Source organism: Aquaspirillum sp. LM1 (assembly GCF_002002905.1).
Taxonomy (GTDB): domain Bacteria; phylum Pseudomonadota; class Gammaproteobacteria; order Burkholderiales; family Aquaspirillaceae; genus Rivihabitans.
In genome coordinates this window covers 245,626-259,531 of sequence record NZ_CP019509.1, presented here as the reverse complement: position 1 = coordinate 259,531, position 13,906 = coordinate 245,626, and the positions used below count along the sequence as shown (strand labels likewise).

At 61.6% G+C, this 13,906-nt stretch carries 13 protein-coding genes and 1 tRNA gene; 10 read left to right on the top strand and 4 right to left on the bottom strand.

The genetic code is table 11. From position 1 onward, the window contains the following. Positions 1-27 precede the first annotated feature (27 nt). From BXU06_RS01190 to BXU06_RS01145, 10 genes are all read left to right on the top strand, one after another. The gene (locus BXU06_RS01190; RefSeq protein ID WP_077296128.1) at positions 28-855 is read left to right on the top strand and encodes an ABC transporter substrate-binding protein; all 828 of its coding nucleotides are present in this window, start codon (positions 28-30) and stop codon (positions 853-855) included. A gap of 50 nt (positions 856-905) precedes the next feature. Continuing rightward, positions 906-1,685, top strand: coding sequence for a quinoprotein dehydrogenase-associated SoxYZ-like carrier (locus BXU06_RS01185; protein WP_077296127.1), 780 nt, complete (start codon positions 906-908; stop codon positions 1,683-1,685). Between the two features lie 23 nt (positions 1,686-1,708). Next, positions 1,709-2,641 carry a quinoprotein relay system zinc metallohydrolase 1 gene (locus BXU06_RS01180; protein ID WP_077296126.1) on the top strand — a complete coding sequence of 311 codons (933 nt, stop codon included), beginning with the start codon at positions 1,709-1,711 and terminating at the stop codon, positions 2,639-2,641. A gap of 247 nt (positions 2,642-2,888) precedes the next feature. Further along, positions 2,889-2,965, top strand: a tRNA-Met gene (locus BXU06_RS01175). Between the two features lie 113 nt (positions 2,966-3,078). Further along, entirely contained in the window at positions 3,079-4,419 is a 1,341-nt protein-coding gene (miaB, locus tag BXU06_RS01170; protein WP_256364055.1) for a tRNA (N6-isopentenyl adenosine(37)-C2)-methylthiotransferase MiaB, read from the top strand. Between the two features lie 19 nt (positions 4,420-4,438). Beyond that, the gene (locus BXU06_RS01165) at positions 4,439-5,410 is read left to right on the top strand and encodes a PhoH family protein (RefSeq protein WP_077296125.1); all 972 of its coding nucleotides are present in this window, start codon (positions 4,439-4,441) and stop codon (positions 5,408-5,410) included. Further along, a complete protein-coding gene (gene ybeY / locus BXU06_RS01160) occupies positions 5,397-5,900 on the top strand; it encodes an rRNA maturation RNase YbeY (RefSeq protein ID WP_077296124.1) in 504 nt (167 codons plus the stop codon). The genes BXU06_RS01165 and ybeY overlap by 14 nt, the downstream gene beginning before the upstream one ends. Positions 5,901-5,906: 6 nt before the next feature. Next, positions 5,907-6,761, top strand: a complete 855-nt coding sequence (locus BXU06_RS01155) for an HlyC/CorC family transporter (protein ID WP_077296123.1) — start codon at positions 5,907-5,909, stop codon at positions 6,759-6,761. Further along, the gene (gene lnt / locus BXU06_RS01150; protein ID WP_077296122.1) at positions 6,758-8,236 is read left to right on the top strand and encodes an apolipoprotein N-acyltransferase; all 1,479 of its coding nucleotides are present in this window, start codon (positions 6,758-6,760) and stop codon (positions 8,234-8,236) included. The genes BXU06_RS01155 and lnt overlap by 4 nt, the downstream gene beginning before the upstream one ends. A gap of 195 nt (positions 8,237-8,431) precedes the next feature. Next, positions 8,432-9,478 (top strand): DUF475 domain-containing protein, encoded by a 1,047-nt coding sequence (locus BXU06_RS01145; RefSeq protein ID WP_216352519.1) that lies wholly within the window; start codon positions 8,432-8,434, stop codon positions 9,476-9,478. Between the two features lie 82 nt (positions 9,479-9,560). Here the strand turns inward: BXU06_RS01145 and BXU06_RS01140 are convergent, their stop codons facing one another. The 4 genes from BXU06_RS01140 to BXU06_RS01125 all read right to left on the bottom strand — a co-directional run bounded on the left by BXU06_RS01140 (position 9,561) and on the right by BXU06_RS01125 (position 13,888). Beyond that, complete coding sequence (locus BXU06_RS01140) at positions 9,561-11,444, bottom strand: diguanylate cyclase domain-containing protein (protein ID WP_077296121.1); 1,884 nt, start codon at positions 11,442-11,444, stop codon at positions 9,561-9,563. Continuing rightward, positions 11,441-12,226, bottom strand: a complete 786-nt coding sequence (locus BXU06_RS01135; protein WP_077296120.1) for an ABC transporter substrate-binding protein — start codon at positions 12,224-12,226, stop codon at positions 11,441-11,443. Before BXU06_RS01135 ends, BXU06_RS01140 begins: the two co-directional genes overlap by 4 nt. Before the next feature lie 250 nt (positions 12,227-12,476). Then, on the bottom strand, positions 12,477-12,875 hold the full coding sequence (rplQ, locus tag BXU06_RS01130) for a 50S ribosomal protein L17 (protein WP_077296119.1): 399 nt from the start codon (positions 12,873-12,875) through the stop codon (positions 12,477-12,479). 26 nt (positions 12,876-12,901) lie between these two features. Continuing rightward, complete coding sequence (locus BXU06_RS01125) at positions 12,902-13,888, bottom strand: DNA-directed RNA polymerase subunit alpha (protein ID WP_077296118.1); 987 nt, start codon at positions 13,886-13,888, stop codon at positions 12,902-12,904. Between the last annotated feature and the right edge of the window lie 18 nt (positions 13,889-13,906).

Below are 13,906 nucleotides of genomic sequence, written 5' to 3'. Positions count from 1 at the left end.
CCCATCGGGCAGCGCCAAGGAAACAGGATGAACCGCCGTCAATTCTTGCTGGCCGCGCTGGCCAGTGCGCTGGCCGCCCCATTGCGGGCCGCCACCAATCTGGATGACCTGAAGGCCAACGGCAGTATGCGCGTGGCGGTGTATCGGGATTTCCCGCCGTTCTCCTGGACGGAAAACGGCGAACTGCGCGGCATTGACGTTGATCTGGCCCGCGCCATCGGCCAGGCGCTGGAGCTGAAGGTGAACTTCATGCCACTGACCGCCGCTGACGATATTGATGGCGACCTGCGCAACGCCATCTGGAAAGGCCATTATCTGGGCGGCGGCACCGCCGACCTGATGCTGCATGTGCCCTTCGACCCCGAGCTGGCCCAGCGCATCCACAACGCCGTGCTGTTTGGCCCGTACTACACCGAACAGATGGCCTGGGCCGGCCAGCGCCCACCAGGCGCGGTAACCCTGATCGACCATGGCACCCGCATCGGCGTAGAAAACGACAGCCTGGCCGATTTATACCTGGCCGCCTTGCAAGGTGGCCGTCTGCGCCCCAGCCTGCAACACTACCCCAACACCCCCAGCGCCGCCCGCGCGCTGCTGGCTGGCGAGATCGATGCCGTGTTTGGCCCGCAAAGCGAGCTGGACTGGGTGCTGGCCGCCAGCGCCAAGCCCGTCGCCCCGCTGGCCACCCCCGGCCTGGTCAAGGCCAGCTGGGAAATCGGCATGGCCACCAAGGAAACCCTGCGCGACCTGGGCTGGGCGGTGACCGACGCGCTGGAAACCATTCGTCAGTCGGGACTGTTGGCCAAGCTGTTTGCCAGCTATCAGGTGCGTTACACCCCGGCAGCGGCGCACTGACTCCCCCCCCACTGCCTCATTCAACCGGTTGTTTGCAGGAGTATCCGCTGATGAAACCCCGCTGGACTGGATGGACCCTGAGCGCCGGTGTGCTGATGGCGCTTAACGCCTACGCCGCACCGCCGCCGGGCGGCGACCCGTTCAACTCGCCGTTGTGGAGCAGCATGCAGCGCGTGGTGCTGGGCGGTGGCAAGGTGGTGTTTGACGACCGGGTGAAAGTGACCCTGCCCGAACGGGTGGAAGACGGCCATTTTGTGCCGGTCAGTGTGGATGCCCGTGACGTGGGCGCGGTGCGCGAGCTGATTTTATTTGCCGACTACAACCCGATTCCACGCGCCTTGCGCTACCAGCCACTGCACGCCCAGCCACGCCTGTCGGTGGCCATGCGGGTAAACCAGGCCACCCCCATCCGCGCCGCCGCGCTGGACGACAAGGGCGTCTGGCACGTTAACGGAAAATGGCTGGATGCGCCCGGCGGCGGCTGTGCCCTGCCCAGCCAGACCCGCTCGACCACCGACTGGAATACCCTGCTAGGCCGGGTCAGTGGCCGGGTCTGGCGCGAGGAAGACGGCGTGCTGCGCGTGCGGCTGGGCATCATGCATCCAATGGACACCGGCCTGGTCACCAGCGTGGCGCGTTTCAATATCGAGCAGGTCACGCTAAGCGACGCCAGCCAGCGCCCGCTGGCCAAGCTGGAAACCGACGCCTCGCTGGCAGAAAACCCGCTGTTCACCCTGCACCTGAATCGCACCGCCACCACCCAGCTGCACGCCAGCAGCGTGGACAACGATGGCAACCACTACCGCGCCAGCTTGCCGCTTGTGCCCTGATCCTGAATGGAGGAGCTTTCGCCATGCCTCTGCTGCTGACCTGTCTGAGCCTGTGCTGGCTGGCCTGCGCCAACCTGGCGCTGGCGTTTGAGCTGCGCGCCCAGCCGATTGCCGCCGACACCTGGATGGTGGAGGCCGATACCGGCTACTTCACCCCGGAAAACGGCGGGTTTTTGGTCAACACCGCGTTTATTGCTACCGAAGAAGGCGTGGTGGTGATCGGCAGCGGGCCATCACGCCGGTTTGGCGAGCAGTATCGCCAGCTGATTGAGCAAACCACCGGCAAGCGCATTCTGGAAGTCATCATCACCCACAAGCACCCGGACCACTTTCTCGGCAATCAGGCCTTCAGCGATGTGCCCATCCGCGCCGACGCCGCCACCACGGCGATGATCCGTGCTGAAGGCGAAGGGCTGGCAGAAAACCTGTACCGGCTGGTGGGCGATGGCATGCGCGGCACCGAAGCCCTGGCCCCCACCGCCCCACTGCCGCTGGGCATGCGCAGCATTGGCGGCCACCGGCTGGAGTTTCTGTCTGTTCCTGGCCACACCCAGTCGGACATTGCCATTCTTGACCACAGCACTGGCGTACTGTTTGCCATCGACCAGGTGTTCAACCAGCGCACCCCCACCCTGCCCAACGCCAACCTGGCCAACTGGCACAATGCACTCAACACCCTGCAGGCGCTGCCATTCAAGCTGCTGGTACCTGGCCATGGCCCGGTCAGCCGGGACGCCAAACCCATTGAAGCCACCCGCGACTATCTGACCTGGCTGGACACCACCTTGCAAAGCGCCGCCGAACGCGGCCTGGCCCCCACCGAAGTGATGCAGCTACCCATTCCGGCCCGGTTTGCCCAGTGGGGGGAAGCACAGGCAGAATGGCGGCGCAGCATTGGTTTTCGCTACAGCCAGTACGAACGGGCGGCCCTGCCGTGGCTGACGCCGGCGCGTTGAGGCAGCGCGCTGTTCGCTGGCCAGAAACCCGCTGCCCGCTGGTGCATTAAGCGCCGCTCACCACATCCAGCGCAGCGGCCCTGACTGGGCGTGCCGCCGCAGACAGTGGGAAGTCATACGGCAAGGTGACACCACCACGCCAGGGGGCGTTAGCGGCGCAAAACCACACACAGCCCGCCAGCAGCCCATCCAACACAAAAAACAGTTGACACGCCAAAACCGCCTCCCTAGAATAGCGCTCTCTTTTGGCTATGTAGCTCAGTTGGTTAGAGCACAGCACTCATAATGCTGGGGTCACTGGTTCAACTCCAGTCATAGCCACCAAGATTCAGGCCCGTCGCGAAAGCGGCGGGCCTTTTGCTTTGTGCTCGCCATACGCCGGCAGGCTTGGGGTATCATGGCGGGCTGTTTAGCTACCTGCCACCAGACGGATTCCCGTGAGCAAGAAAGTCTTCATTAAAACCTTCGGCTGCCAGATGAACGAGTATGACTCGGACAAAATGCTGGACGTGCTGGGGGCCGCCGAGGGCGCAGTCCGGACCAATACCCCGGAAGACGCCGATATTATTTTGTTCAACACCTGTTCAGTGCGCGAAAAGGCCCAGGAAAAAGTGTTTTCCGACCTGGGCCGCGTGCGCGAACTCAAGCAGCTCAAGCCCGATCTGCTGATTGGCGTGGGCGGCTGCGTGGCCAGCCAGGAAGGCGAGGCCATCGTCAAGCGTGCGCCCTATGTGGACGTGGTGTTTGGCCCGCAAACCCTGCACCGCCTGCCCGACATGCTGCGTGCACGCGCCAGCAGCGGTCTGTCGCAGGTGGATATTTCCTTCCCGGAAATCGAAAAGTTCGACCACATTCCACCGGCCCGGGTGGAAGGCGGTGCGGCGTTTGTGTCGATCATGGAAGGCTGCTCGAAATACTGCACCTTCTGCGTGGTGCCCTACACCCGTGGCGAGGAAGTCTCGCGCCCGCTGGACGATGTGCTGGTGGAAGTGGCCGGCCTGGCGCAGCAGGGGGTGAAGGAAATCACCCTACTGGGACAGAACGTCAACGCCTATCGCGGTGCGATGCACGACGGCGAGATGGCCGACTTTGCCCTGCTGCTGGAATACGTACACGAGATTCCCGGTATCGAGCGCATCCGCTTCACCACCAGCCATCCGCGCGAATTCACCGACCGCATCATCGACTGCTTTGCCCGGCTGCCCAAGCTGGTATCGCACCTGCACCTGCCAGTGCAATCCGGCTCGGACCGCATTCTGGCGGCAATGAAGCGCGGTTACACTGTGCTGGAATACAAGTCGATCATTCGCAAACTGCGCGCCGTGCGTGCGGACTTGTGCCTGAGCTCGGACTTTATCGTCGGCTTCCCTGGCGAAAGCGAGGCAGATTTCAACGCCACGCTGAAGCTGGTGCAGGATCTGGCGTTTGATTTCAGCTTTGTGTTCATTTACAGCCCGCGCCCCGGCACGCCGGCGGCCAACCTGCCGGACGACATCCCGCACAGCGAGAAGGTACGCCGGCTGGCAGCACTGAATGAGGTGATCGAGGCCGAGGGCCTGCGCATCAATCAGGGCATGGTCGGCAGTGTGCAACGGGTGCTGGTGGAAGACATCTCCCGCCGCGACGCCAGCATGCTGGCGGCACGCACAATGAATAACCGGGTGGTGAACTTCCCTGGTCTGCCACGCTTGCTGCGCCAGATGATTGAAGTCCGGATTACCGAGGCGCACCCGCATTCGCTCAGCGGAGAAATTGTGACCCGGGAAAGCATCGCCTGATGCCAGCACGAAAGCCATCATGTCATTAAGCCAACGCATCCAGTTCACCCCGGTGGACAACGCCCGCCTGCAAAACCTGTGCGGCCCGCTGGACGAGAACCTCAAGCAGATTGAAACCGCGCTGGAAGTCAGCATTGCCCGGCGCGGCGAAGGCTTCAAGGTGCTCGGTGCCCGCGCCGCCGACGCAGTGACCGCGCTGGAGATGTTTTACCTGCGCGCCGAGCATCAGCCGCTGGAAGTGGAAGACATCCAGCTTGGGCTGGTCGAGTTCCAGCGCGCCCCGCCCGAAGCGGTGGAGGCAGGCGTACCGGTGCTGATGACCCGGCGCGGCGACCTGCGCGGACGCACGCCCCGGCAAAACCATTATCTGAGCGCCATCCAGAATCACGACATCACCTTTGGCATCGGCCCGGCGGGCACCGGTAAAACCTATCTGGCGGTGGCCAGCGCGGTGGATGCCATGGAGCGTGACGCGGTCAAGCGCATTGTGCTGGTGCGCCCGGCGGTGGAAGCCGGCGAAAAGCTGGGCTTCTTGCCCGGTGATCTGGCACAGAAGGTAGACCCGTACCTGCGTCCGCTGTACGACGCGCTGTACGACCTGATGGGCTTTGACCGGGTGGCCAAGCTGTTTGAAAAAAACCTGATTGAAATCGCCCCGCTGGCGTATATGCGCGGGCGCACGCTGAACCATGCCTTTATTATTCTGGATGAAGCGCAAAACACCACGCCGGAACAGATGAAAATGTTCCTGACCCGCATTGGCTTTGGCTCCAGGGCGGTGATTACCGGCGACGTGACTCAGATCGACCTGGCCCGCCACCAGAAAAGCGGCCTGATCGAAGTGGAAAAAATCCTGTCTGAGGTGCGCGGCATCTGTTTCCATCATTTCCAGAGCGACGATGTGGTGCGCCACCCGCTGGTGCAAAAAATCGTCGACGCCTACGACCGCTGGCAAGCTGCCAGCCCGGAATCTTCTCATGAAAATCGCTAAAACCCGTCTGCGTCCCGCCCCGCGTCAACTGGAGCTGGACGTCCATTTTGCTGTTTCGCCAGTGGGCCTGCCCAATGCCGAGCAATTTGCCCACTGGGTAGCCGCCGCCCTGCGCTGTGGTCCGCGCGTGGCGCAAATTGGCCTGCGCGTGGTCGATGAGGCCGAAGGCCGCAGCCTGAACCACGACTATCGCGGCAAGGACAGCGCCACCAATGTGCTGAGCTTTGCCCTGAACGAAGGCGAGGAAACCCTGGCCAATCTGCCGCTGTTTGGCGATATTGTGCTGTGCGCCCCGGTGGTGGCCGCTGAAGCGGCAGAACAAAACAAGACCCTGGCCGCACATTATGCGCACCTGACCGTGCATGGCGTATTGCATCTGCGTGGCTACGATCATGCTGACGATGCCGAAGCCGAATGCATGGAAGCGCTTGAAACCGCCATCCTGGCAAGGTTAGGATATGCCAATCCTTATGCTGAGGCGGCTGACTGAACCCCTATGGACGATGCTGGTAGTAAACCCACCTGGCTGGAGCGCCTGTCCGCGCTGTTGATGCGCGAACCGGAAGACCGGGAAGAACTGATTGAACTGCTGCACGCAGCCTTTGAACGCAACCTGCTCGACGCCGACGCGCTGGGCATGATTGAAGGCGTGCTGCAGGTTGGCGAATTATCGGTGCGCGACATCATGATTCCCCGCAGCCAGATGGACGTGATCCGGGTCAGCGACTCGGTGACCACCTTCCTGCCCTTTGTGCTGGATACCGCCCACTCCCGCTTTCCGGTGATTGGCCGCGACAAGGACGATGTGCTGGGCATTCTGCTGGCCAAAGACCTGCTGCGCTACTTTGCCGACCCGGAAGCATTCGACCTGCGCGACAGCCTGCGCCCGGCAGTGTTTGTGCCCGAGTCCAAACGGCTGAACGTGCTGCTCAAGGAGTTTCGCAGCACGCGCAACCACATGGCCATTGTGGTGGACGAATACAGCGGGATTGCCGGGCTGGTCACCATCGAAGACGTGATCGAGCAGATTGTCGGCGACATCGAGGACGAATACGACTTCGACGAAACCGAGAGCAATATCATCCCCGAGCGCCAGGGCCGTTACCGGGTCAAGGCGCTGACGGAGATCACCGACTTCAACGAAGCGCTGGGCTGTGAATTGTCTGACGACGAATACGACACCATTGGCGGGCTGGTGGTGTCACGCTTTGGCCACCTGCCCAAGCGCGGCGAAAGCATCCAGCACGCGGGCCTGCGGTTTCAGGTGATTCGCGCCGACAGCCGGCGGATTCACTCGCTGCTGGTGGAACGCCTGCCCGACCCGCTTTCCCTGCTGCCTGGCGACGCATGACCTTTCTCCCTGCCTCCCGTCACGGCCAGACTGCGCTGGCCGTGCTCAGTGGCGCGCTCAGCGTGCTGTGCTTTGCCCCCTACCGGCTGTTCTGGCTGATGCCGCTGCTGCTGGCCGTGCTGTTTGCCCTGAGCCAGCAGCAAGGCCGCAGCCGCGATGCGGCCAAACTGGGCGCATGGTGGGGGCTGGCAGCGTATACCGCCAATTTCTACTGGATTTATCTCAGCCTGCACGATATCGCCGGCATGCCGGCCTGGCTGGCCGGGCCAATGACCCTGCTGCTGCCGGCGTATTTATGCCTGTATCCGGCGCTGGCGCTGGGCCTGGCCCATCGGCTGGGGCCACGCCATGCGCTGTGGACCTTGCCAGCGGCGTGGACGCTGGGCGAGTGGCTGCGCGGCTGGGTGATGACCGGCTTTCCGTGGGGCAATATTGGCTATAGCCAGGTACCAGACAGCCCGCTGGCCGGCTGGACGCCGCTGGGTGGGGTGTATCTGCTCAGTGTGCTGACCGCATTCAGCGCGGTCATGCTGGCGCAGACGCTGCGCCATGGCTTGCCGCGCCGGGCGCTGGCAGTGCTGCTCTTGGCCTGGCTGGGCGGCGCAGCGCTCAAGCCGGTGAGCTGGACCCAGCCCGCCGGCAAGCTCGACGTGGCCCTGCTGCAAGGCAATATTCCCCAGCAGATGAAATGGCAGCCAGAAGCCTTTGCCCACACCCTGGACACCTACCACGCCCTGTTGCGCCAATACCCGGCCAAGCTGGTGATTCTGCCGGAAACCGCCATTCCAATGTTTGCCGAACAGGTGCCAGCCGGTATTTTGCCTGCCCTGGGCCACATCGCCCGTGCCCAGGGCAGCGAGCTGGTAACTGGCATTCCTTACCAGCATCCAGGCCAACCCGAGGTGTATTACAACGCGGCGCTGGCGCTGACCTCGGCGCAACCGGTGTACGGCAAGGATCATCTGGTGCCGTTTGGCGAATTTGTGCCACTGCCGTGGCTGACCGGCTGGGTGTACCGCTACATGAACATGCCGCTGGCCGGCTTTACCTCGGGCGGCAGCCAGCAGGCTCCCATGCAATTGGCCGGGCACAAGGTGGCGTTCAATATCTGCTACGAAGACAGCTTTGGCGAAGGACTGCGCATGGGGGCGCTGCAGGCATCGGTGCTGGTCAACCTGAGCAATCTGGCCTGGTTTGGCCATTCCAACGCCGCCGACCAGCATTTGCAGCTCTCACAGGCGCGGGCGCTGGAAACCGGGCGCCCGATGTTGCGCGCCACCAACACGGGTGCCACCGCCATTGTGCGCCCGGATGGCAGTATCCAGGCCCGTCTGGCCGATTTTACCGTTGGCGGTCTGCGCGCCCAGGTGGAAACCCGGCTGGGCAGCACGCCCTACCTGATCTGGGGTGATAGCCCGGTGCTGCTGCTATGTGCACTGGCCCTGCTGATGGCCCGATTGCGCCGACGGGATTGAACTTGTCCGCCAGGCAGCGGCCTATGTCGGGGTCTAATCGGGTTCCGGGAGATTCCGCCAGGGCATGCTGCAACGCAGCGCCCCAGGTCAACCCTGGCACTTTAATGATTTGGCCACCGAGAAAGGAATTGGCGCATCAGGCAGCGGCCAGCCCAGTTCAGCGGGTTTTGCCCATCCTCACGGATGTTGCGCAGCATGACGATGAAGCATTTTACGTTTTCTCTGGTATTCACCGCGATGGCGCTGGCCCTGGTGGGTGTGTGGGGCTTTCACCTTAATGGGGTAAGCGGTGCCATGGCAGCAGTCACCCTGGCGGCCGTGCTGGCCGCCATGGAAGTGTCGCTGTCGTTTGACAATGCGGTAGTCAACGCCGGTGTGTTGAAAACCATGAACCACTTCTGGCGGGTGATGTTCCTGACCATCGGCATTCTGATTGCCGTGTTTGGCATGCGCCTGGTGTTCCCGATCCTGATTGTGTCGATGGCCGCCGATATCGGCATGACCGACGTGGTGCGCATGGCGCTGGAACAGCCCAACGAATACGCCGCCAAGCTGACCGCCCACCATGCCGAAGTCTCGGCATTTGGTGGCATGTTTCTGCTGCTGGTGTTCCTGAACTACTTTTTTGACGATGAAAAAGAAACCCACTGGTTTCACTGGCTGGAAAGCCGGCTGGGCGGGCTGGGACGGATTGATGCCATCAGCGTGCTGGTGGCGCTGCTGACGCTGATGGGCACGCTGCAGCTGGTGGAAAGCAGCCATCAGTTTGTCGTGCTGCTGGCCGGGGTATGGGGGATTCTGACCTATCTGTTGGTGGATTGCGTGGCGGCACTACTGGAACAGAACGACCAGGACAACAGCGGCCAGGCGGTGCGCCGGGGCGGGCTGGGGGCTTTCCTGTACCTGGAAGTGCTGGATGCGTCGTTCTCGTTTGACGGGGTGATTGGCGCATTTGCCATTACCAAGGATATCGTCATCATCATGGCCGGCCTGGGCATTGGTGCCATGTTTGTCCGTTCGATCACCATCTATCTGGTGGAAAAAGGCACGCTGGACGAGTATGTGTTTCTGGAACACGGTGCCCACTACGCCATCGGTGCGCTGGCGCTGATCATGTTGGCGTCGATGAAGTGGCATATTCCGGAGCTGCTCACCGGCCTGATTGGCATTGCGCTGATTGTGCTGTCGGTGTGGTCGTCGATCCGCCATCAGCGTCAGCAGGGTGCCAGCGCAGCGGGTTAAGCAGCGCGGATCACCTCAGGAAGGCTACTGGCGACGGGGAGGCGTGCACTGCGCCCCCCGCCGCCAGCCCTTGCAGATGCACTCAATACGGCAAGGGCGGCGGGGTATAGCAGGTAGCCCGGTTGCGGCCCGCCGCCTTGCTTTGATACATCGCCTCGTCTGCTGCTGCCACCAGCGCCTGCAGGGTGCGGCCATGCGCTGGCGCATGGGCAATGCCAATGCTGGCCGATAGCAGATAGCGCTGACCATTGATTTCAAATGGCGTATTCAGTTGCTGATTCAGCCGGTGTGCCACCCGCTCGGCCAGGGCAGGCAAGGCCGGCGCGCCCAGCACAATCACAAACTCATCGCCACCATAGCGCCCGACAATATCAGTAGCGCGCACCACCTCCTGCAAGCGGCGGGCGGCTTCCACCAGAATCGCATCGCCGACCTGATGGCCATGGGTGTCATTGATTTCCTTGAAGTGGTCCAGATCAATAAACAGCACCGCCAGCGGCAAGGCCTGGCTTTCCAGTGCCTGGCCCAGCAGTTCATTGAAGCAGGCCCGGTTGTATAGCCCGGTCAATTCATCGTGGCTGGACAGATAGCGCAGTTTGTTGGCGCGGGCATGGCTGTCGGTCAGGTCATGCTGCACCAGCACCATTGCGTCAGATGCGCCTGCCAGACGCTGCAGGGTCAGCTGATAGATCCGGGGCTGGCCCTGCGCGTCAAACAGGCTGAGCTCTTCTTCCTGCAGTTCGGCCTCGCCCTGCAGAACCCTGGCCAGCTTGCCCAGCCAGGCTTCGGTCACCGGGCGATCGCCAGCGCGGGCACGGTACAGGGACGGCAGGCTGTCGTGCGGATTCAGCCCTCCGGCAAAGCGTTGCCACACCGGGTTGCCATGTAGCGGAAACCCACCGCGCCCCAGCACCACCACGGCATCGGGCAAACTGTCGATCAGTTGTGACAAGCGGCTAATTTCCGCCATGCTACGCTGCTCCAGCACCTTGGCGGCACTGATGCGCTGACGCACCATCACCAGCGTAGCCGACGCCAGTCCAGCCAGCAGCGGGGTAAAAATCCACAGCAAGAGTTCCAGATCCTGCCGCCAGTCCTGCAGCATCTGGGCTTTGTTCTGGCTTAACATCACCACCAGCGGCATGCGTCTGGCCGCCCGATAGCTTTCCATCATTGGCGTACTGTTGCGCAAACGTTCAACTGCCGGGCCAATTTCACGGTCGGCCAGTTGTACGCTGAAGCGCTCCTGCCGCTCAATCGACGTCAGCCAGTGCCCTGAGCCATAGGCAAACAGCGGCACGCCGTCATAGCGATACACTTCCAGCCGGGCATCAGCCAGCGGCTCCAGGCGGGAAAAATAATTGCGGAAGGTTTCCGGTGATAAGGTAGCCACCGCCCACCAGTGGCCCCCCTGGATATCCAAGGGCAAGGCGGCCAGCACAAACCCCGGCGCATCGTTGATTTGCGGATGACCGGCTTCGGTCAGGTCACGCCCAGGATACGCTTGTGACAACCATATCAGTGCCCCGCGCTGTGGCGCTTCCGGCAACAGCTGGCCCAGATTGCCCGGTTCGGAACTGGCGCGCACCACGCCCTGCGCGTCCACCAGCGAAACGCTGCGCACATGGGACATGCCCTGTAAACCGGCCTGCAAGAGTGTCTGCGCGGGTGCCCCCTGCCGGGCCGACTCGGGCAACTGCTGCCACTGACTGGCGCGATCCAGCAGCAACAGCCGGGTTTGTTCCAGGGTTTGCGACAGATAGTCTTCGGTGACCATGGCACCAACATCCAGCTGGCGGGAATGCAGTTCCAGGGTTTGCTGGTAACTGCGCGCGACATTCAGGCCAAGCAAGATGGCACCGGCCAGTGCAAAGGCACCAACCAGGACATACAGCAGGGTATTGGAGCGCCACAGGGTGGCCGGGATTTGCCAGCGTGCATTCCAGGAAAAGTCAGACAAAATCACCGGCTATCCCTGACAATCAATTGAAGATCGTAGCGCTGCGCCAGCTGGCGCAACCGGCCAGAACGCTGCTGGTTCTGGATGAACTGGTTCAGCGTGGCCAGCCATCGCCCCTGACCAGGGGCGATGGCATAAGCGTAGTTCACCAGATAAAACGGCTTGGGCGGGGCAATGATGCGCACCCAGTCGTGGTCCTTGACCATGCGCCGGGTAAATGGGTAATCCGACATGAACACATCAGCCCGGCCAGACTCCACCTCGCCTTCGCGGGTGGCCGGCGGCGACACCACCAGCAATTTGGCGTACTGCAGGCGTTCGCGCATCAGCGGCTCGTGATAGGTGCCAGCCGCCACCGCCACCACCCGGCCAGGCCGGTCGATGTCCTGCCAGCGCTGGATAGCACTGTTGGTGCGGCTGGTAACGGCGTACACATCGCTGAACATATGCGGTTGGGTAAACGCCATCACTGCCTGCCGGGCGGGAGTAATCGCCACGGCAAACATGCCCACATCGCACTGGTTGTGCAGCAAATCATCCTTGAGCCGGGCAAAGTGACTATCGACAAAACTCAGTGGCACGCCCAGGTGAGCGGCCAGGTCACGCGCCATATCGGCATCCACCCCGGCCACTGCGCCTGATTTGACGTTGCGAAACGAAATACCGTAATACTCTGGCCAGATGCACACGCGCAGTTCACCGCGCGCCTTGATCTCGTCCAGACGCTCTGCCCCCAGGCTGACGGCGCTCAGGCTCAGCAAGCAAGCAAAAACAAGCCAAGATTTCATGTCAATTCCTGTTCACACTCCCTCAGCAGCCCAGGCCCCGCTTTGTGAGGAGCACACCTAGAGAGCAATACGTAAAACTACGATATATCTTCAAGCTATCTTACCCAGTTTCCCTGCTGATTTCGATATATTTTAGTCAAAATGCAAGTCGAATTGCTCATCCAGACATAAATACCAACGGGATTGGGCCAGATAAAACAAAACCCCGCCAAGGCGGGGTTTTGTGGCATTGATCCCAACAGCAGACCAATTATGCTTCGGCTTCGTCAGCCAGTTCCACAGCTTCAACGTCCGGACGGTCAACCAGTTCAACCAGTGCCATCGGTGCGTTGTCGCCCTTGCGGAAACCGTACTTCAGAATGCGCAGGTAGCCACCGTTACGGGTTGCGTAGCGCGGGCCGAGCACGTCAAACAGCTTGACCACGATTTCACGGTCACGCGTACGGTCAAAGGCCAGGCGACGGTTAGCCAGCGACGGCTTCTTGCCCAGGGTGATCAGCGGTTCTGCGACACGGCGCAGTTCCTTGGCTTTCGGCAGCGTGGTCACGATGGCTTCGTGACGCAGCAGCGAGTTCGCCATATTGCGGAGCATCGCCAGACGATGGCTCGTCGTGCGATTGAGTTTACGATTGCTTAAACGATGACGCATGTCTTTATCCTTTTGTCACACACCGCTTACGGCTGCTTGTCCAGCCCTGCCGGCGGCCAGTTTTCCAGCTTCATGCCCAGCGTCAGACCCTTGGAAGCCAATACTTCCTTGATTTCATTGAGCGACTTGCGACCCAGGTTCGGGGTCTTGAGCAACTCGGTCTCGGTGCGCTGAATCAGATCGCCGATGTAATAGATGTTTTCTGCCTTCAGGCAGTTGGCAGAGCGGACAGTCAGCTCAAGGTCGTCCACCGGACGCAGCAGAATCGGATCGACCTGCGGAGCGCGGACTTCTTCCACTTCGACAGCAGTGCCCTGGAGATCGGCGAAGATGGACAACTGATCCATCAGGATACGCGCGGCAGCGCGCACCGCTTCTTCCGGCTCGATCACGCCATTGGTTTCGATGTCCATCACCAGACGGTCAAGATCAGTCCGTTGCTCAACACGAGCATTTTCCACCGTGAAGCTGACACGGTAGACCGGGCTGAACGAGGCATCCAGCAGAATGTTGCCAATGGTGCGGTTATCATCCTGGTTGACGCGCGTTGCTACCGGTTGATAGCCCCGCCCTTTCTCAACCTTGATCTCCATTTCGATCTTGCCGTTGGCGGCGAGATGGCAAATCGGATGATCCGGATTCACCACTTCGACATCATGCGGCAGCTCGATATCGCCGGCCAGCACAGGGCCCTCACCCTCTTTTTTCAGGGTAAGCAGCACACTGTCGCGACCATGAAGTTTGAGCACCACGCCCTTCAGGTTCAGGAGGATGTCAACAACATCTTCCCGAACGCCGTCGAGCGCGGAGTATTCATGCAAAACGCCAGCGATAGACACTTCGGTCGGCGCAAAACCCGGCATGGACGACAGCAGGATGCGGCGCAGCGCATTACCCAGGGTATGGGCATAGCCACGCTCGAACGGCTCCATGGTGACTCGCGCTTGCGTAGCCGAAACCGGCTGCACGTCGATCAGACGCGGTTTGAGAAATTCCGAAGCGCTGTTTTGCATAGTGTTTCCTTGTTGGCT

Bases quoted from the DNA above. Each gene is read 5' to 3' on its own strand.
- BXU06_RS01190 (WP_077296128.1), top strand. From the start codon at position 28: ATGAACCGCCGTCAATTCTTGCTGGCCGCGCTGGCCAGTGCGCTGGCC.
- BXU06_RS01185 (WP_077296127.1), top strand. From the start codon at position 906: ATGAAACCCCGCTGGACTGGATGGACCCTGAGCGCCGGTGTGCTGATG.
- BXU06_RS01180 (WP_077296126.1), top strand. From the start codon at position 1,709: ATGCCTCTGCTGCTGACCTGTCTGAGCCTGTGCTGGCTGGCCTGCGCC.
- BXU06_RS01165 (WP_077296125.1), top strand. From the start codon at position 4,439: ATGTCATTAAGCCAACGCATCCAGTTCACCCCGGTGGACAACGCCCGC.
- ybeY (WP_077296124.1), top strand. From the start codon at position 5,397: ATGAAAATCGCTAAAACCCGTCTGCGTCCCGCCCCGCGTCAACTGGAG.
- BXU06_RS01155 (WP_077296123.1), top strand. From the start codon at position 5,907: ATGGACGATGCTGGTAGTAAACCCACCTGGCTGGAGCGCCTGTCCGCG.
- lnt (WP_077296122.1), top strand. From the start codon at position 6,758: ATGACCTTTCTCCCTGCCTCCCGTCACGGCCAGACTGCGCTGGCCGTG.
- BXU06_RS01145 (WP_216352519.1), top strand. From the start codon at position 8,432: ATGACGATGAAGCATTTTACGTTTTCTCTGGTATTCACCGCGATGGCG.
- BXU06_RS01135 (WP_077296120.1), bottom strand. From the start codon at position 12,226: ATGAAATCTTGGCTTGTTTTTGCTTGCTTGCTGAGCCTGAGCGCCGTC.
- rplQ (WP_077296119.1), bottom strand. From the start codon at position 12,875: ATGCGTCATCGTTTAAGCAATCGTAAACTCAATCGCACGACGAGCCAT.
- BXU06_RS01125 (WP_077296118.1), bottom strand. From the start codon at position 13,888: ATGCAAAACAGCGCTTCGGAATTTCTCAAACCGCGTCTGATCGACGTG.